The sequence below is a fragment of the Cohnella nanjingensis genome (assembly GCF_014212125.1).
GTDB classification, from domain to species: Bacteria; Bacillota; Bacilli; order Paenibacillales; family Paenibacillaceae; genus Cohnella; species Cohnella nanjingensis.
This window is the reverse complement of record NZ_JACJVP010000064.1, coordinates 1-17,766: the sequence shown is the minus strand read 5'-3', so window position 1 is coordinate 17,766 and position 17,766 is coordinate 1. Positions and strand designations below refer to the sequence as shown.

The following is a 17,766-nucleotide window of genomic DNA, read 5'->3' as shown; positions in this document are numbered from 1 at the left end:
GGATTCAGCTCCCCACCTGGCAGTATCCTCTAACCCCCACTGGGCGCTATCTCCCATCGAGCAGAATCAGCTATCCTCCCACTGGGCGCTATCTCCTGCGACTCTCGTCATAGCGGGCGGCGGCAGCCGAAATCTTCAGAGTCTATGGGATCAACTGGCGTGTGGAAGATTCATCCTTTTTGTCCTTTTATCCCGATGGGAATGGAAGTAAGATGGGGGTTAATGTCACAGCGCAAGCTGGGCAAATCTCTTCGGATAGGGGAATCGAATGATGAAAAAATGGTGGATCGGATGGACGGCCGCAGCGGCGCTGTTGGCCTCCGCAGGCACGGCTTCCGTAGGTACGACCTCCGCAGCAGCTAAAGACCAGCCGATTCAGGTCAAGTTGAACGGGAGCGCGTTGCAGTTCGAGACGGCGCCGGTCATCGTGGAGGGAAGGGTGTACGTCGCGTTCCGGCCGCTGTTCAAGCAGTTGGGCTATACGGTCGAGTATGCCGAGGCGACGAAACGGATCAAGGCCAAATCCGACCAGCGCGAACTGGAGATGACGGTAGGCGGGGCGGATGCCCTCGTAGGCGGCCAATCGGTTCCGATCGACGGACAGCTCAAGGTGATCAACGGAAGCACCTTTATCGGCGTGAAATTCCTCGGCTCGCTCTCGGACAAGAAGGTCTCGTGGCAACCGGAGAGCCGGACGGTCGCGATGGTCGACAACGTGCCTGTCAATCCGCAAGAGGCGGCGCTCTATCCCGTGCTGGAGAAGTTAGCGACTGCCGAGGCTGCGGCGGACGCGGATGCGATGGTATCGCTGTTCGCGGACGATTCGCCGCAGAAGGCCGAGATGGCCGACGCGCTGAAGGCGCAGTTCCAGGAAACGAAGACGGCGACCTCTTTCGTCAGCAAGGAGATTCGCGCTTTCTCCGATCAGGAGGCAACCTTGGTTACGGTAGAGGAGACCAAGAAGGTCAGCGGCGGCTTTTATCCGAACAACCGCTCGGAGGTGCAGTATACGCTCCATCCGGGCGCGGACGGGCAGTGGCGGATCTATATGGTGGAGGTACTGTCGACCGAATTCACCAATATCGACGAGCTGCTGGCACATCCTGCTACGCTGCCGTCGGAGGATGAGGCGGCGATCAAGGCGTTGCTGGACAAACAAGCGGCTGCTTCGAACGCGGAGAACCTCGAAGACTATCTGGCGACGATGTTCTATACCGACGACGTGACGCAAGAAGACGTAGCCGAGCAACTGCAGCAGGTGTTCGACGACTACGATGCCAAGCTCACGCTGGACAAAGTGGTCGTAGCCGACTACAACGGGTCGGATCGGGCGACCCTCTTGTTCGTCGCGACCACGGAAGTGAACGCCGACGGCCAGACGGTCAAGAACAGCGTCACGGTCGCCAACGCCGTGCAGAAGCAGAACGGCCAATGGCTGCTCGATCCGGTGGCGCAGGAGTTGTCGGTGAAGCCGATCTCCTAAAGGGAAACGAGGGAGAGACGCAATGGCGCCAATTTGGCGCAAAAAGCGGCTTTAACGCGCCAAATCGGCGCCCGAACGCCCGAGCGCCCGAGTGCCCGAACGCCCGAGCGCCCGATAAGCCGCACCGCTCCCCGCGCACGAACAAGCGCCCTGCCGCAACGGCAGGGCGCTTGTCTTCGTGTACGCTCGGGTCAAGGCAGCGCCCGTCCGCGCGAAGCAAGGTACAGCGAGTACCATTCCTCGCGGGAGAGCTCGACCCTCTCGGCGTCCGCGCAAGCGCGGATGCGGTCGGGGTTGGCCGTGCCGATGACCGGCTGGATCTTGGCCGGGTGCCGCATGAGCCACGCGAGCACGATCGCTTCGCGCGTCGTCGACTTCCGCTCTGCGATCCCGGCGACCAGCGCTGCGGTCTTCTTCACGGCTTCGCTCTCCCCGTCCAGCGGCTTGCCGGAGTAGATCCCTTGCGCGAGCGGTCCCCACGCCTGAATCTGAATGCCCTCCAGGCGGCAGTGCTCCAGCGTCCCCTCCGGGAAAATATCTTCCCGGGCGGCGTCCTGGTTCACGTGTACGCCCTGGTCCAGCCAGCCGATGCGCTTCAGGCTCATCTCGAGCTGGTTGGCCACGAGCGGCACTTCCAGCGAGGCTTGCAGCAGCCGGATCTGCCCGGCGCCCATGTTGGATACGCCGAAATGGCGTACCTTGCCCGCTCCTCGCAACCGTCGGAAGGCTTCGGCAATCTCGTCCGGATCGGCGAGCGGATCGGGCCGGTGCAGCAGCAGGACGTCGAGATATTCGGTGCCCAGGCGGCTAAGGATGCCGTCTACGCTGTCGATGATATGTTCGCGCGAGAAGTCGAACCGGTGCGGGCCAGCTTCGTCCTCGAAGCGGATGCCGCACTTGGACTGGATGTAGATCCGCTCGCGCAGTTCCGGCTGCTCCTTGAGCACTTGGCCGAAGACGCGCTCCGCCTTGCCTCTCGTATAGATATCGGCATGATCGAAGAAGTTGATTCCGATGGACAGCGCGGCTTCGACCGCTTCCCGTCCTTGCTTGTAGTGATCGGATGTGATCGGGTCGGAATTCCAGCCTCCGCCCAGCGGCATGCAGCCGAGAGCCAGCCGGCTGGACTGGATGCCGTAACGATGCAGGGGAATGTTCGTCATGAACGTAAAACGCTCCTTCTCTCCTTTTTGAATGGCTAATCGGATTGGAGGTTACCGATACTTGCTCATTATATAGAACCCGTCCCACGGTTGAGAAGTACGGAAAAAGAGGATAGATAGTTCGCTAAAGGTTAGTAGTTATAGGTTGGCTCCCGCTAGAAAACCTAAACAAAACGCGCGGAAGGTTCCATCATGCCTGCATCCGACACGACCGCTACCGATCCGCTCGCGATATGGACGGCATGGCGAGCTCCTTCATGGCGACGGAGACGAGCAGGAGATGCTGGGCGCCTTCGGTCGTCAGGCGGAAGACGGGGGTCAGGTTAGGCACATCCGGCATGCTCATCGGTCACGTCTCCTCCCGGCCGACGCGCGCAATTCGGGCAGACTCGTTAAAGAAAGCGGGTTCGCCGCTGTTGGGGGATCGGCGGATATGCCGGAAGAGGCCGGAGGGAAGCTCATGGGTTCGCCCGGACAACTCGGCCAGCGCGCGCATCAGCTTGGCGGTCTCTTCCTGCAGGCGGCTTGCGGCCGAGAGCGGTCTCGGTCCGAGCGGCCGGCCGGTCTTGCGCAGCAGGCGAATCTCGCTCAGCACGTCGACGAAGGCGGCCATGTACGTATCGCGATCCTCATTCGTCGTCATCGGCGCGCTCCCGGTCGTTCAACAGCGACTGCGCGCATTCGACGGTGCGCAGCATGAGCCTCTGAATATCGGCCAGCGATTCGATCATGCGGGTGACGCTGGTCTGAAATTCGTTGATCTGTTGATTGGACGGAGCCGTAGGGAATTCGCCGTCCGGACCGGTAAAAGCCTGGATCTTCATCGCTTCGGCGTGCAGAAAGTGCGAGATGGCCGTCTCCTGGCTCGCGACCGCCTCCAGCATCTCCAGGAGCACGTCCCCGCGGGTCGACGGCCGCTTTTCGTTCGGAAGCTTGTACTTCGCTAAGGCGCGTGCGTCTCGGCTGGACACGGCGTCCTGCTGAACCATTCGCTCTCACCTGCCTGTGAACGGCTTGGCGCCGTCTATTCTGCGCAATCCTCGTCCGCGCAATCCTCGTCCGCGCAATCGTGCGGATAAGTCTCCTCGGTCAGATCCGCGATCCGGTCCAGCCGCTTCAGCGCGATCCACTGCTTTATGGTAACGCCTTCGAGGAACGGGGAGACGGTCCGGTTCATATCGAGATAGTCGCAACTCCGCGCCTGCTCGACGGCGTCGAGATGCCGGACGAACGCCTGCACCTACTCCGCTTCGGCATTGTTGAGGTGGGAGACGGCGAGCTCATCCATGACGACGGGGCGGAGGGGCAGGGAGACCGCCTCTTCGCGGGTGACGCCGATGACGGGCGCAATATTCGGGATGTTCGGCTGCGACAGGTGATTCGTCTCGCCTTCTCCACCCTTGGCCGGTCGTCTGCGACGGATACGCATTCAGATTATCGTATGCGTGCGCCTGCTCCTTCATGAGCGATTCGCGCGCGGCGATAAGGCATGGGATGACGGTGGGGCCGGGGTCCGTGCCCGATGCCTGCGTACGGACGCCCGCGAACAGACGCCCGCGAACAGACGCCCTAAATCAACGCCCTAAACCGACGCCCTAAACCGACGCCCTAAACCGATGCCCTAAACCGATGCCCTAAACCGATGCCCGCGAACGGACGCCCTGACCTATGCTCGCGAACCGATACCCGCGAATGGACGCCTGCGAACAGGTGCCTGCGCTAGACGAGCGGACGCCTGCCCATAGCGCCCAGTCCAGCCCCGGTCTTCAAGCGGCCGCGGCGGGAAAGCTCAGCGAGATGACGGCTCCGCCCGCGTCGCGGTTGCCCGCCCGGATGAGCCCGCCGCAGCGTTCGACGATGGCGCGGGAGATCGCGAGGCCGAGCCCGGTCTCGCCGTCCTTACCTTTGACGAAGCGGTGGAACAGATGGGGGAGCAAGCTCTCGGGGAATCCCTTGCCGTCGTCGGTGACGGTAATGACGATTCGGCCGTTCTCGATGCCGGCCTCGATGACGATACGATTCTTCGCGTAGCGCGCGGCGTTGGATACGACATTGAGAAGCGCCTGCATCAGCTTGTCTCTATCGGCGCGTACCGTCAACCGGTTTTGCGCCTCCGCGCTGCAAACCGTCTGCAGCGTCAGCCCCCTCTGACCTAGCAGCGGATTGATGCGTTCGGCGGTGTCCGTCAGCATCTCCCGCACGCTCACGACGGTAGGCTGGAAGATATCCTCCTCGCTGTCGAGCTTGGCGAGCAAGGTCATCTCCGTGACGATCTTCGTCAGCCGGCCGCTCTCGCTCAAGATGATATCCAGTCCTTTGCGCGAACTCTCGCCTTCGAACACGCCGTCGCGGATGCCTTCCGCATAGCCTGCGATCGACATGAGCGGCGTCTTCAGCTCGTGGGACGCGTTCTGGAAAAACTGCTTCTGCACTCGGTTGTAGCGATCCAGCTCGCCGGCCAGCTCGTACACGGTCTGCGCGACGGCGCCGATCTCTCCGCCGGTCTTGATAAGCTTCACATCGGCGAACTGGCGCACTTGCACCTTCTTCAGCTCTTCCCGCAGCTTCATGAGCGGGCGGATGAGCTTGCGCGTGATCAGCAGGCTGAGCAGCAGCACGAGGGCGGCGCCGATGCCCAGCACGATCAGCAGCCTGCCGAACAGCTCTCGTTCAATGGCGTTGATCTTGCTGATCGGCGTCCGGAGCGTTAGCGTCCCTTGGGGTACGACGTTCCGATTGACGAGATAGCCGTCGCTCTTTGTGAACGCCTGGAACTTCACCTGGTTCGACGGCAAGGCGGAAGGATCGGCTTGGATCAAGGAGACCGAGGAGGCCGGGGATATCGTGGATATCGAGGAAACCGGGGAGACCGTGTTGGCCGAGACGCTGGACGGGCGATTGTCGCTCACGACCCGGCCCTGTTCGTCCACGATGTAGGCTTCGACCCCGGCGGGAACGGCGATGGCTTGGCTGATCGCAGCGATGCCGCCTCCGATCTCCGTCTGCGTCGCTTGCAGCTCCAGATTCGTCGCCATCGAGGAACCGATCGACGTCAGCTCTTGCTTCTGCGTCACCATGAAGTGATCCATCAGCACGTAGTGGATCAGAACGGCCGTCAGCCCGAGCACGAGCACGAGCAGCAGGCCGAACGCCAGGTTAATTTGATGAAGCAGTTTCATGCCATATCCCCTCCGTCCGGTCTTAAGCGATAGCCGTGTCCCCATACCGCCTCGATGGGCAGCTGCTCGATCTTCTTGCGGAGCCGTTTGATGAGATGATCCACCGCGCGGTCGCTCCCGAAGTAGTCGTCGCCCCATACCAGCACCAGCAGTTCCTCTCTCGTGAAGGCGCGGTTCGGATGCTCCGCGAACACTTGGAGCAGCGCGTATTCCTTGAAGGTCAGATCCAGCTCTTCCCCGCCCCGGAACGCGCGCCGTTCTTCGGGGAAGAGGCGCAGCGAACCGACTTCGACCGCGGCCTGCGCGCCGGCTTGCGGCATGCCGTCCGCCGATTCGTCCGGGGTCCGGAGCATGTACCACCGCTGAAGCTGACGCTTCACGCGGGCGACGAGCTCGCGGGGGCTGAACGGCTTGACCAGGTAGTCGTCGCTGCCGAGCTCCAGGCCGAGAATCTTATCGACTTCGTTGTCTTTGGCGGAGATCATGATGATCGGCACTTCCGCTTCGCTCCGGATTCGTCGGCACAGCTCGTAGCCGTCCATGCCGGGCAGCATGATGTCCAGCACCCAGAGGTCCGGGGGCGCGTTCCGCCAGAGCGTCCAGGCCTCCTCGGCCGACGCCAGGCCGACGGTTCGGTAGGTTTCTTTTCTCAAATAAACCTCGACGAGGTTGCGGATATTCGGGTCGTCGTCTACGACGGCAATGGTGTAATCGTGAATGGGAAAGACCTCCCGTGCGAGAATCTCCGTTTATTATAGCAACTCCCGTTCCCCCGAAGGGCGCGTGCCATCGTTTTTCCACAATTCCACCAACGGCGTGCCACATTTGGGCGGTAGATTGAGAACAGCAAGACCAACTACCCACTAGGAGTGATTCCGAATGAATCGCAAAACCATGCTCAGCCGTTTAGCCCTGTCCGCCTTGGCGGTATCCGCTATCGCCAGTCCCGTTGTCGCCAATGCGGCTGTACCGGCTTCGTCGGATCAATATGTCGTCGCCCAGTCGTCCTCGGGCGCAAAAGGCGGCGCGGATGCGGCGAAAACCGTCGCCGCCGCCGCGGTAGCGCTGCAGGATCCCTTGAAGCTGGCCCAGCAGTATGCGCCGGATACCGTGCAGACGTGGAAGGACACGCTCGATACGTACGACAAGCTGCTCCAGAGCAAGATCAAGGTCGTCAAGACTGAGGGGGGCAAGTCGGCCACGATCGCAGTGGCTGCGGAAGGCGGCGCCGTCAAGTTCGACGGGAAACCGGTCCAGCTCCAAGCTTCCGTCAAAGAGATGAAGGCAATCCCGATCGACGGCGCGAAGGCGGGTTCGGGTCAAGTCGCCGGAACGATCTCGATCACAGCCTCCACGGCATCGAACGCAGTCGCCATCCAAGCTGCGCCAGGGGGAGACTCTTTCTTCCAAAGGCAGATCGACTTGAACAAAGCCGTCGAGTCCAAGGATGCCGGAGAGATCAAGCAGGCGTTGTCCAAGCTGCTGGAGGCTTACAAAGCGCAGATCGCGAAGCTCGAGCAACTGAAGTAAGAGAGAGAAAGAGGTTAGAATCGCGGAGTTGACCCTCTTGGCGAACCGTGGTAAGATCCAATTCAAAGTGATCGGGTCCGTTATGTAAGGATTGAAGGCTGAATCCGGTTTATCGCCAGGTTGACCGAACCTTCGGAGACCTCCCCTCTTGCGCATCTCGCCGTGCGCGGAAGGGAGGTCTTCTTGTTTATTTCGCGCGCAAGGGCAGAGAAGGGGGCCGAACATGAATATCGAGAATATCGAAGCTTTTATCTACGTTCTGCACTATGGCAGCTTCAACAAGGCCGCCGAAGCGCTGTACCTGTCGCAGCCGTCCGTGACGGCGCGCATCCAGACGCTCGAACGCGAGTTGGACTGCACGTTGTTCGACCGGGTAGGCAAGCAGGTGCATCTGACAGAGAAGGGGAAGCTGTTCCGTCCCTATGCCCAGCAATTGATCGACACGTACCGCAAGAGCAAGCAGCAGCTCCGGGAGACGCTGACGAGCAAGGAGGAGCTGAGAATCGGCTGCACCGCCTCCGTCGCCCACTACATGCTGCCCGAGCTGCTTCCCGGTCTCCGCAGCCGGTTCCCGATGCTCCGCTTCAAGATCGTGACCGGGACGACGGACGACATCGTCGCTCGGGTGCTCGGCAAGGAGCTGGACATCGGCTTCGTGCGAAAGATCAGCCATCCTGATCTGCAATCAACCGTCGTCTACGAAGATCCGATCCGTCTGTACGTCTACGGAGGACACCCGTTCTGGGACGCGGAACGACCGCCGATCGAGGCGCTTGGCCAAGAGCCCCTCTTGTTCTTCGAATGCGGCGCGCTCGACTGGATGCGGATTCATCGGGTGTTCGAGCATTTGGGCTTGCTGCCGAATCTGATCCTGCAGACGGACAATCTGGAGACGGCCAAGAAGCTGGTGCTGCAGCAGACGGGCATCTGCTTCCTCCCCGGCTTGAGCGTGAGGCGGGAGTTGGCGCTCGGGCTGGTGAAGCCGATCGACTTTCCCGAGACGTCCGGCATCGCGCTGAAGACCTGCCTCATCGGCCGGCAAGGGGAGAACGCCGCCTATTTCCAAGACATTCTGCGCATTGCGTACGATCGGTTCTCCCGTTCCCGCAGTGGAATCGAATAGTTGCATGAATCGATAGAGAATCTCTATTATCCGGCATATTGACGCTTCGGAGTCACGGGTGTACATTGTTCTCAATATAATTCTTACTATGCAGGTATGAATTATGAACATTGAATGAATCGACCCGACAACCGGAGTTCATTCGCACACATGCGAAGCGTGAATCGGAGGGTGTTGAGGATGAGAAAAGGACTGTGGATCGCATCTGCGCTGGTACTGGTATCGGTGCTGTCGGGCTGCGGAAGCAAGAACGATGCGAACGGGGGAGCGGCCGGCGCGGCGTCTCCATCCGGCTCGGCGCCGGCATCGGGCGCCGCGTCGCCGTCGCCAAGCCAATCGGCTTCGCCGTCGGCGCAAGTCAAGAAGATCGTCGTCGGCACGGGGACGCAGTTCCCCCGGGTATGCTTCATCGACGAGAACGGCAAGCTGACCGGATTCGACGTCGAGCTCGTGAAGGAGATCGACAAGCGCTTGGCGGATTACGAGTTCGAGCTGCAGACGCTGGACTTTTCCAACCTGCTGCTGAGCCTCGAGACGAAGAAGATCGACTTCGTCGCCCACGAGATGGAGAAGAACCCGGAGCGCGAAGCGAAATACCTGTTCAACAAAGAGCCTTACGCCCACTGGCGCAACAAGATCATCGTCGCCAAGGACAACGATACGATCCAGTCGCTGGACGATCTGGTCGGCAAAAAAGTGCTGACCGGCGCCACCAGCGCGGAAGCGCAAATCCTGGAGAACTACAACAAGTCGCACGACAAGAAGATCAACATCGTCTACCAGAGCGGCGCGGCCAACGATACGGTGGCCCAAGTGGCGAGCGGCCGCGTCGACGCCACGCTTGGCGCGGACTTCACGCTGTCTCTGATCGATCCGGACGGGAAGCTGAAGACGACCGGAGAAGATCTCAGCGAGGCGGATATTCTGTTCGTCTTCCGCAAGGACGATCCCGAATCGCAGCAGCTCTCGGATGCGGTCGACGGCGCGATCAAGGAGATCAAGGCCGACGGCACGCTCGGCAAGCTCAGCAAGGAATGGCTCGGTCAGGACTATACGTCGGACAACGCCAAATAGAAGACTCGGGAGGACGGTGAAGCACGCGGATGGGTATGCCTTTCGACATCTCCTATGTCTTCGATTACTTCGTGAAGCTGCTGCCGTATATTCGGATCACGCTGACGATCGTCGGCTGCTCCCTCTTGATCGGCCTCGGCATCGGACTGCTCGTCGCCTTGCCGCGGATGTACCGGATTCCCGTCCTGCAGCGGTTCTCGCAGGTCTACGTCTCCTTCTTTCGCGGCACGCCGATCTTGATCCAGCTGTTCCTGTTCTACTACGGGATGCCGGAGATGCTGAAGCTGATCCACATCGACGTTACCAAGGTGCCGGCGCTATACTTCGTCATCTTCGCGTACGCGCTGCATACGGGCGCGTTCCTCTCCGAAGCGATCCGCGGCGCGGTCGGCGCGGTAGACCGAGGGCAGGTTGAGGCCGCCTACGCGGTCGGGATGACCGGCTATCAGGCGTTCGGACGGATCGTGCTGCCGCAGGCGCTCGGCATCGCCATACCCGTGTTCGCCAATCTGGTGATCGCGGTGCTCAAAGACACCTCGCTCGCTTTCTCCCTGGGCATCATGGAGCTTACCGGGAAGTCCCAAACGCTTCCCACGATGTCCCAACACTTCGTCGAAGCGTACCTGTCGCTGGCGCTCATCTACTTCCTCATCAGCTTCGCGCTGGAGAAGGCGTTCTTCGTCCTCGAACGCAGACTGCTCCGTTACGAGGGCGGGCACGACAAGGCAAGCCGGGCGCCGAGCGGGCGCAAATGGTTGAACCGCCGGTTCTCGGCCGGCCTTGAACTTCGGAAGGAGGGGGCTAGGCCATGAAGCTGGACCCGGCGTTCATCTGGACCGCGTTCGTCCAATTGCTGTCCGCCATTCCGACCACGCTGGAGATCGCGGGCGTATCCGTCCTGTGCGGCAGCCTGATCGGGACGGCCGTGGCGCTCGTCCGCATCTACCGCGTGCCGGTGCTTCATCCGATCGCGTCGGCCTATGTCACATTCATCCGGGGCACGCCGATGCTGACCCATCTGCTGCTCATCCTGTTCGGACTGCCGATGCTCATCGATGCCGCGGCCGAGTCGCTCGGGTTGCCGTTCCGGTCGGTCTCCATCCCGATGATCGGCTTCGTCTACATCTCCTTCTCGATTACGGAGGGGGCTTATATGTCCGAAGTCGTCCGGTCCGGGATGCTGGCGGTGAACCGGGGCCAGTTCGAAGCCGCGTACGCCGTCGGGATGACGACGCCGCAGGCGCTTCGGCGGATCGTCTTCCCGCAGGCTTTCGCCGCTGCCCTCCCGAATCTGTCCAACTCCACTATCGGCATGCTGCACGCCACCACGCTCGCTTTTGCCGCGTCGGTCGTCGACATTAACGCCAAAGCCCAGATCGTGGCCGCCACCAACTGGAAGTTCTTCGAAGCTTATATCGCGGCGGCGCTGCTCTTCTGGGGACTGACGTTCCTCATCGAACGATTGACCGCGCTGCTGGAGAAGCGCATCAATTCCTACAACCGGGGGGGAGTGGCATGATCCGTTTGACGCAAATCCGCAAGTCGTTCGGCCGCAACGAGGTGCTGAAGGGCATCGACCTGACCGTGAGCAAAGGGGAAGTCGTCGCCATCCTGGGACCGAGCGGCTCCGGCAAGACGACGCTGCTCCGCTGCATCAACTATCTGGAGCGGCCCAGCGGCGGCCAGATCGAGATCGGCGATCTGCGCTTGGAGTGCAAGCATCCGTCCAAGAAGGAAATCCATCGGCTTCGCGGCAAATCGGCGATGGTGTTCCAGCAATACAACCTGTTCAAGCACAAAACCGCGGTGGAGAACGTCATGGAAGGACTCGTCGTCGTGCAAAAGGTGCCGAAGGAAGAAGCCCGCAAGCGCAGCGTCGAGCTGTTGGAGAAGGTCGGGCTCGGCGCGAAGCTGGACGCCTACCCGAGTCAGCTGTCCGGCGGTCAGCAGCAGCGCGTCGGCATCGCCAGGGCGCTGGCGCTGAACCCGGAGGTCATCCTGTTCGACGAGCCGACGTCGGCGCTCGATCCGGAGCTCGTCGGGGAAGTGCTGGCCGTCATCCGCAAGATCGCGAAGGAAGGCATCACCATGATTATCGTCACGCACGAGATGAACTTCGCCCAGGAAGTCGCGAACCGCGTCGTCTTCATGGACCAAGGAGCCGTCGTGGAAGAGGGCGCGCCGAACGAGCTGTTCCGGTCGCCCAAGGAAGAGCGGACGAGACAATTCCTGCAGCGGATGACGCCGGAAGCCGTCTATTCGATCTAAGCGAGAGGAGCGTTAGCAATATGGCATTCACATTCGGCATCTTGGACCAAACGATCGTCTTCCCCGGGCAGACGCCGGCGGAAGCGTTCCGCAACACCGTCAAGCTGGCCCGGCTGGCGGAAGCGCTCGGCTATGAGCGATTCTGGGTGTCGGAGCACCACGACTCCGGTCAGACGGCCGGTTCGTCGCCGGAGGTGCTGATCTCCCACCTGCTCGCGAAGACGGAGCGGATCCGGATCGGCTCCGGCGGGGTGATGCTGCAGCATTACAGCCCCTACAAAGTCGCGGAGAACTTCAACGTGCTGGCCACGCTCGCCCCCGGCCGGGTGGAGCTCGGCGTCGGCCGCGCGCCGGGCGGTCTCCCGCGTTCGACCCGAGCGCTGCAGCAGGGGCAGTCGGAGTCGCCGGAGCTACCCGAGAAGCTGGCCGAGCTGGAGCGGTTCCTCGCGGGTCCGGCGGGAGAGGACCATCCGCTCGCCGGCTTGCAGGCGAATCCGCTGCCCGACGTGCCAGCGGGCATCTTCTTGCTCGGCACCAGCGTCTCCAGCGCCGAATTGGCGGCGGAGCGGGGCTTGCCGTACGCGTTCGCGCTCTTCATCAACAACGATCCGGACACGGCGAGCCGCGCGTTCGCGACGTACAGAGACCGCTTCAACCGGGAGACCGGCCGGCAGCCGAAGCCGATCCTGGCGCTCTCGGTCATCGCTTCGGACACGGAGGAGGAGGCCGCCGAGCTGGCGGGCGCCTTCAAGAGCGTCCGCGTGACGCTCGAGAGCGGCAAGACGGTGAACGTCGGCTCGCTCGAGCAGGCCGAGGAGTTCGCCAGGCAGGCGGGCGAGACGTACACCGCCGAGGTGCGGGACGCGGACATCACGAGGGGGACGAAGGAAGTCGTGCGCAAGCGGCTGCTGGAGCTGTCGGAGAAGTACGGGGTGGAGGATCTGATCTTCACCACGATCATCGGGGACTTCGCCAAGCGGGTCCGTTCGTTCGAGATTCTGAAGGAAGCATTGACGGAGCAGCCGGAGGAGGCGACGCCATGAGCGCATTCGCGCAAGAGATCGAAGCGTATTCGCGGACTTACGAGGAATTGAAGGGCGCCGTCCGGGGGCTGAACGCAGAGGAGCTGCGCTGGAAGCCGGCGCCGGACAAATGGAGCGTCACCGAGGTGCTCGCGCACCTCGTCGATCATGCGATCGTCATCTCCTTCCGCATCCGGGAGATTCTGTCCGGCTCCGAGGCGCGGCTGCCGGGATTCGGCCAAGATGCCTGGGTCGCGGGACAGCGGGCGAACGAGACGGAGGCGGCGGACGTGCTGGAGGCGTTCCGCGCGCTGGTCGCGTACCATGTGCTGCTGCTGCGGCGGCTGCCCGACGCGGACTGGGACCGGTCGGCGGTCAACTTCAAGGGAGAGACGGTGACGCTGCGCCAGGTCGTGCGGGCATTCGCGGTCCATACGCACAACCATGTGGGGCAGATTGAACGGATCAAGGCGGCCTGCGCAGGCGGCTTCGGCGCGGGCGGCGGCGGCTCAGGAGGCGGCGGCTCAGGCGGTCTTGGTTCAGATAGCGCCGGCGCAGATAGTGCGGACTCAAGCAGCCCTGGCTCGGGAGGCATCGGCGCAGTCAGTGCGGACTCAAGCAGCCCTGGCTCGGGAGGCATCGGCGCAGTCAGTGCGGACTCAACCACCTCCGGCTCAGGTAGCGCCGACGCATGCAGCTCGGGTTCAGTCGGCCTTAGCTCGGGTGGACCCTGCTCCAGCCTGGCCGCCCAAGAAGGGAGGGCCTGACGATGGCGGGGTCGAAGGTTCGGATCCGCGATGCGGAGGGGGCCGACCAGGAAGCCATTCGCCGGGTGCTTCTATCCGCTTACGAGCAGTACCGGCACGATCTCCCGGAGTCGCGCTGGAGCGAATATCGCGAGAACATCGCCCATGCCGTCGATACGCCCGGGCCGACGGATTGGCTGGTCGCCGAGCGGGACGGGACGATCGTCGGCAGCGTCACGCTGTTCAATTCCTCGCTGGTTGCCTACGGGCGGGATCTCGGGATCGAATCTCCGATCGTCCGGCTGCTCGCCGTCGCGCCCGAGGCCCGCAGTCAAGGCGTGGCGACGGCGCTGCTCCGCGAAGCGGCTAGGCGGGCGAAGCTGGCGGGCGCCGAGACGCTGCATCTGCACACGTCCGACATGATGGCGTCCGCCGTCCGCCTCTACGAGCGGCTCGGCTTCGAGCGCGCCACCGACAAGGATATCTGGAACGGCGATACATTGGTGAAGAGTTATCGGCTTCGCGTGATTGAGGCGGCGCTGCTGGAATCGTGAGCGGCCTCAAGGGGGCGCGATCAAGAACATGAAGGAGGAGTATGTTATGGCCCATCGAAAAAAATTGAAATTCGGCGCGATCATCCACGGGGTAGGCGGGAATATCTCGGCCTGGCGGCATCCGGAGATTCCCGCGGACGCCAGCGTCAGCTTCCCCTTCTACGTGCAGGCCGCGCAAAAGGCGGAGGAAGGCTTGTTCGACCTGGTGTTCATCGCGGACGGTCTGTACATCAACGAGAAGTCGATCCCCCACTTTCTGAACCGCTTCGAGCCGATCACGATCCTGTCCGCGCTGGCGGCAGCGACGAGCAAGATCGGCCTCGTCGGCACGCTGTCCAGTTCGTACAGCGAGCCCTTTACGGTCGCGCGGCAGTTCGCCTCGCTCGATATGATCAGCGGCGGACGGGCGGGATGGAACGTCGTCACTTCCCCGCTCGAAGGCTCGGCGCGTAATTACAGCAAGGCGGAGCATCCGAGCCATGACGAGCGCTACCAGATCGCACAAGAATACTTGCAGGTCGCCAAAGGACTGTGGGACTCGTGGGAGGACGACGCGTTCGTGCGCGACAAGGCTTCCGGCGTCTTCTTCGATCCGGCCAAGATGCACCGGTTGAATCACAAGGGCCGCTTTTTCTCCGTGGAAGGCCCCTTGAACATCGCCAGATCCAAGCAGGGTCAGCCGGTCATCTTCCAGGCGGGCTCCTCCGAGAGCGGCAAGGACTTGGCGGCCAAGGAAGCGGACGCCGTGTTCACCGGGCAAGAGCTGCTCGGGGACGCCAAGGCGTTCTACCGCGACGTGAAGGACCGGGCCGTCGCCTACGGACGATCCCGGGACGATCTGGTCATCCTGCCGGGAATCGGTCCGATCATCGGCAGCACGGAAGCAGAAGCGGAGCGGAAGTACGAAGAGATCGCGAGCCTCGTATCCATCGACAAGGCGCTCGATTATCTCGGCCGCTTTTTCGACCATCACGACTTCTCCCAATATCCGCTCGACGAGCCGTTCCCGGACATCGGGGATCTCGGCAGCAACAGCTTCCGCAGCGGCACGGACAAGATCAAGCAGACCGCAAAAGAAGAAGGGCTGACGCTTCGCCAGGTCGCGCTGCGTTCGGCGACGCCCCGCGGCGCGTTCATCGGTACGCCCGAGAAGATCGCCGATCTCATCCAGCAGTGGCATGAAGAGGAGGCGGCCGACGGCTTCATCATCCATTCGGCGTTCCCGAACGGGCTGACCGAATTCGTCGAGCTGGTCGTGCCGATCCTGCAGCGCAGGGGCATCTACCGGACGGCATACGAATCCGATACGCTTAGAGGCAATCTGGGCGTGCCGATCCCGGCCAACCGCCACACGGTGGCCCGGTCCCAGGCAGCGGCGTTCTGAGCGGATCGATAGGGGGATCCTCGTCTTCGTGATCGAAGAGGAGCGGTCTCCTTTTTCGTTCACCATTTAGAATTTATAAATTTCACGCTTATCCATTTCTAAATGACCTCCGATAAAAATGAGTCGCTTCTTTGGAGAAGATGGCGAAGCCGGTTTTACTTGACGGATCAGAAAGCAGAAGTTGCACCTATCCTTTTCCGATCCTGCCTCGGCAAAAACGTATCGCCATCTTTAGAGGACGGCGAAGCTGATTTTACTTGGGAGGAAGTGGGATATAGGCTGACTCCGATCGATTACGATCGTTAACTGATTGAACATTCATGGGGCAAAGTCCGCTGCGCGGACGGAAGGAGGTACATTGTGGAGCATGAACGGGAGCAAACGGCCGGGATCGATCTGCCCGCCGTTTGGCGGTTGCTGGATGAACGGGAGGAAACTTGGATCTCGCTGCGGCGGGCGTTCCATCGCGATCCGGAGATCCTATTCGAGGTGAATCGTACCGCCGCGCGGGTCGCGGAGCTGCTGACCGGCTACGGGCTGGAGGTCCGAGAGCGGGTCGGCCGCCACTTCGGCAAAGGCGTCGTGGGCGTGCTGCACGGGGGCAGGCCCGGGCAAACGATCCTGTTGCGGGCGGACATGGACGCGCTCCCGATCCGGGAGGCCGCAGCGTCCGATTACCGCTCCGAGCATGAGGGGGCGATGCATGCGTGCGGGCACGACGCCCACATGGCGATGCTGCTCGCCGCCGCATACGGACTCGCGAGTTGCCGCAAACGGCTGGCCGGCACGGTGTTGTTCGTCTTCCAGCCGGCGGAAGAGGGCGCCGCGCCCAGCCCGACGGACGGCGTCCTGCGCAGCGGCGGCCGGGATCTGGTCGAGGACGGCGTAGCGGATGAAGCGTCTCTCGCTATTGCCTTCCACGTGTGGCCGTGGCTGCCGGTTGGACAGATGGCGGTCCACCGCAAGGAAGCGATGGCGGCTTCTACCCATTTCCAAGTCGTGTTCCGCGGCCGATCGGGGCATCACGGCTCGCCGCACCTGGCAGCGGACGCGCTGCTGATGGCTGCCCACTTCGCCGTCGAGGCACGCAGCGCCGTGTCGGCGGCTGTCGATCCGCTTGCGCCGGTCGCCTTCGCCTTCGGCAAGCTGGAGGCGGGAACCGTCTGCAACGCCATCGCCGAATCGGCGGAGGTGCAGGGCACGTATCGTACCTTCGAGGAGGACGCGGTGCAGCGCATCCGTTCGCTGCTCGAACGGTGCGCGGTCGCCTGCGCCGATCGCTTCGGCGGGACGTGCGAGCTGCGGTTCCGGATGGGCAAAGCGCTGATCAACGACGGCGAAGCGGTGAAGCTCGCCTTGCTGGCTGGGGAGCGGGTCTTCGGAGCGGAGCGGGTTCAAGTGCTGGATCAACCCAGCATGGCCGGCGAAGACTTCGCCTACTACCTGGACAAAGCGCCGGGAGCGATGATCCTGATCGGCGTAAGGAACGAGGAGCGGGGCATCGTCCATCCGCTCCATCATCCGTCGTTCGATCTGGACGAGCGGGCGCTGACGCTGGGGGCGAAGCTCTACGTGCAGTTGGTCGCCGATGCGCTGGCGGCTCCATGAGGAAGGGAGCCAGGCGCGAAGGGTTCGTTCCCGAGGCGGGGAGCGTAGTTGCGCATAAGTCGGCACGCAGCGGTGATTAAGGCGGAAAAACCGCCTTAAAGCCGGCAGGGGGCGACGTAGGGACTCTTAAGGCGAAAGCCGGGAGGGAAGGCGCCGATGCGCCGTAACGATAAAAAGTATCGTTACAGCCGCGAAGCGGGCGGTCCGGCGTGCCGTAACGATAATAAGTATCGTTGCAGCCGCGAAGCGGGCGGTCCGGCGTGCCGTAACGATAATAAGTATAGTTACAGCCGCGAAGCGGGCGGTCTGGCGTGCCGTAACGATAAAAAGTATCGTTACAGCCGCGAAGCGGGCGATCCGGCGTGCTGTAACGATAAAAAGTATCGTTACAGCCGCGAAGCGGGCGGTCCGGCGTGATGTAACGATAAAAAGTATCGTTACAGCCGCGAAGCGGGCGGTCCGGCGTGATGTAACGATAAAAAGTATCGTTACAGCCGCGAAGCGGGCGGTCCGGCGTGCCGTAACGATAAAAAGTATCGTTACAGCCGCGAAGCGGGCGGTCCGGCGTGATGTAACGATAAAAAGTATCGTTACAGCCGCGAAGCGGGCGGTCCGGCGTGCTGTAACGATAA

At 62.2% G+C, this 17,766-nt stretch carries 21 protein-coding genes; 12 read left to right on the top strand and 9 right to left on the bottom strand.

From position 1 onward, the window contains the following. The first annotated feature begins 271 nt into the window (after window positions 1–271). Window positions 272–1,483, top strand: a complete 1,212-nt coding sequence (locus H7C19_RS31290) for a copper amine oxidase N-terminal domain-containing protein (RefSeq protein ID WP_185673015.1) — start codon at window positions 272–274, stop codon at window positions 1,481–1,483. Between the two features lie 191 nt (window positions 1,484–1,674). Here the strand turns inward: H7C19_RS31290 and H7C19_RS31285 are convergent, their stop codons facing one another. The 8 genes from H7C19_RS31285 to H7C19_RS31255 all read right to left on the bottom strand — a co-directional run bounded on the left by H7C19_RS31285 (window position 1,675) and on the right by H7C19_RS31255 (window position 6,544). After that, on the bottom strand, window positions 1,675–2,646 hold the full coding sequence (locus tag H7C19_RS31285) for an aldo/keto reductase (protein ID WP_185673014.1): 972 nt from the start codon (window positions 2,644–2,646) through the stop codon (window positions 1,675–1,677). A gap of 214 nt (window positions 2,647–2,860) precedes the next feature. Beyond that, a complete protein-coding gene (locus H7C19_RS35380) occupies window positions 2,861–2,992 on the bottom strand; it encodes a hypothetical protein (RefSeq protein WP_281385061.1) in 132 nt (43 codons plus the stop codon). A 3-nt stretch (window positions 2,993–2,995) separates the two neighbouring features. Next, entirely contained in the window at window positions 2,996–3,289 is a 294-nt protein-coding gene (locus H7C19_RS31280; RefSeq protein WP_185673013.1) for a hypothetical protein, read from the bottom strand. Further along, complete coding sequence (locus tag H7C19_RS31275) at window positions 3,276–3,635, bottom strand: alpha-helical endospore appendage domain-containing protein (protein ID WP_185673012.1); 360 nt, start codon at window positions 3,633–3,635, stop codon at window positions 3,276–3,278. Before H7C19_RS31275 ends, H7C19_RS31280 begins: the two co-directional genes overlap by 14 nt. 35 nt (window positions 3,636–3,670) lie before the next feature. Then, window positions 3,671–3,886 (bottom strand): hypothetical protein, encoded by a 216-nt coding sequence (locus H7C19_RS31270; protein ID WP_185673011.1) that lies wholly within the window; start codon window positions 3,884–3,886, stop codon window positions 3,671–3,673. Then, window positions 3,887–4,075: a hypothetical protein gene (locus tag H7C19_RS31265; protein WP_185673010.1), complete on the bottom strand. Its 189-nt coding sequence runs from the start codon at window positions 4,073–4,075 to the stop codon at window positions 3,887–3,889. It abuts the gene before it with no gap. A gap of 337 nt (window positions 4,076–4,412) precedes the next feature. After that, entirely contained in the window at window positions 4,413–5,825 is a 1,413-nt protein-coding gene (locus H7C19_RS31260; protein ID WP_185673009.1) for a sensor histidine kinase, read from the bottom strand. Then, window positions 5,822–6,544 carry a response regulator transcription factor gene (locus tag H7C19_RS31255; protein WP_185673027.1) on the bottom strand — a complete coding sequence of 241 codons (723 nt, stop codon included), beginning with the start codon at window positions 6,542–6,544 and terminating at the stop codon, window positions 5,822–5,824. Before H7C19_RS31255 ends, H7C19_RS31260 begins: the two co-directional genes overlap by 4 nt. Window positions 6,545–6,704: 160 nt before the next feature. Here H7C19_RS31255 and H7C19_RS31250 point away from each other — a divergent pair, with 160 nt between their 5' ends. The 11 genes from H7C19_RS31250 (at window position 6,705) to H7C19_RS31200 (ending at window position 17,134) form a co-directional block, all read left to right on the top strand. Then, on the top strand, window positions 6,705–7,355 hold the full coding sequence (locus tag H7C19_RS31250) for a hypothetical protein (protein WP_185673008.1): 651 nt from the start codon (window positions 6,705–6,707) through the stop codon (window positions 7,353–7,355). Between the two features lie 223 nt (window positions 7,356–7,578). Then, window positions 7,579–8,478 carry a LysR substrate-binding domain-containing protein gene (locus H7C19_RS31245; protein WP_185673007.1) on the top strand — a complete coding sequence of 300 codons (900 nt, stop codon included), beginning with the start codon at window positions 7,579–7,581 and terminating at the stop codon, window positions 8,476–8,478. Between the two features lie 180 nt (window positions 8,479–8,658). Beyond that, the gene (locus H7C19_RS31240; RefSeq protein WP_185673006.1) at window positions 8,659–9,552 is read left to right on the top strand and encodes a transporter substrate-binding domain-containing protein; all 894 of its coding nucleotides are present in this window, start codon (window positions 8,659–8,661) and stop codon (window positions 9,550–9,552) included. A 29-nt stretch (window positions 9,553–9,581) separates the two neighbouring features. Continuing rightward, a complete protein-coding gene (locus H7C19_RS31235; protein WP_185673005.1) occupies window positions 9,582–10,364 on the top strand; it encodes an amino acid ABC transporter permease in 783 nt (260 codons plus the stop codon). After that, the gene (locus H7C19_RS31230; RefSeq protein WP_185673004.1) at window positions 10,361–11,071 is read left to right on the top strand and encodes an amino acid ABC transporter permease; all 711 of its coding nucleotides are present in this window, start codon (window positions 10,361–10,363) and stop codon (window positions 11,069–11,071) included. Before H7C19_RS31235 ends, H7C19_RS31230 begins: the two co-directional genes overlap by 4 nt. After that, complete coding sequence (locus tag H7C19_RS31225) at window positions 11,068–11,820, top strand: amino acid ABC transporter ATP-binding protein (protein WP_185673003.1); 753 nt, start codon at window positions 11,068–11,070, stop codon at window positions 11,818–11,820. The genes H7C19_RS31230 and H7C19_RS31225 overlap by 4 nt, the downstream gene beginning before the upstream one ends. A 20-nt stretch (window positions 11,821–11,840) precedes the next feature. Further along, entirely contained in the window at window positions 11,841–12,863 is a 1,023-nt protein-coding gene (locus H7C19_RS31220) for an LLM class flavin-dependent oxidoreductase (protein ID WP_185673002.1), read from the top strand. After that, window positions 12,860–13,609, top strand: a complete 750-nt coding sequence (locus tag H7C19_RS35575; protein WP_185673001.1) for a DinB family protein — start codon at window positions 12,860–12,862, stop codon at window positions 13,607–13,609. The genes H7C19_RS31220 and H7C19_RS35575 overlap by 4 nt, the downstream gene beginning before the upstream one ends. A gap of 2 nt (window positions 13,610–13,611) precedes the next feature. Then, a complete protein-coding gene (locus H7C19_RS31210) occupies window positions 13,612–14,142 on the top strand; it encodes a GNAT family N-acetyltransferase (RefSeq protein ID WP_185673000.1) in 531 nt (176 codons plus the stop codon). 46 nt (window positions 14,143–14,188) lie between these two features. Next, window positions 14,189–15,526 (top strand): LLM class flavin-dependent oxidoreductase, encoded by a 1,338-nt coding sequence (locus H7C19_RS31205; protein WP_185672999.1) that lies wholly within the window; start codon window positions 14,189–14,191, stop codon window positions 15,524–15,526. A gap of 360 nt (window positions 15,527–15,886) precedes the next feature. Continuing rightward, window positions 15,887–17,134, top strand: coding sequence for a M20 metallopeptidase family protein (locus H7C19_RS31200; protein WP_185672998.1), 1,248 nt, complete (start codon window positions 15,887–15,889; stop codon window positions 17,132–17,134). A 126-nt stretch (window positions 17,135–17,260) separates the two neighbouring features. On the opposite strand, the gene H7C19_RS31195 is transcribed toward H7C19_RS31200, so the two are convergent. Beyond that, window positions 17,261–17,766: hypothetical protein (locus H7C19_RS31195; protein WP_221469579.1), on the bottom strand; the 506-nt coding region annotated here is incomplete at its 5' end.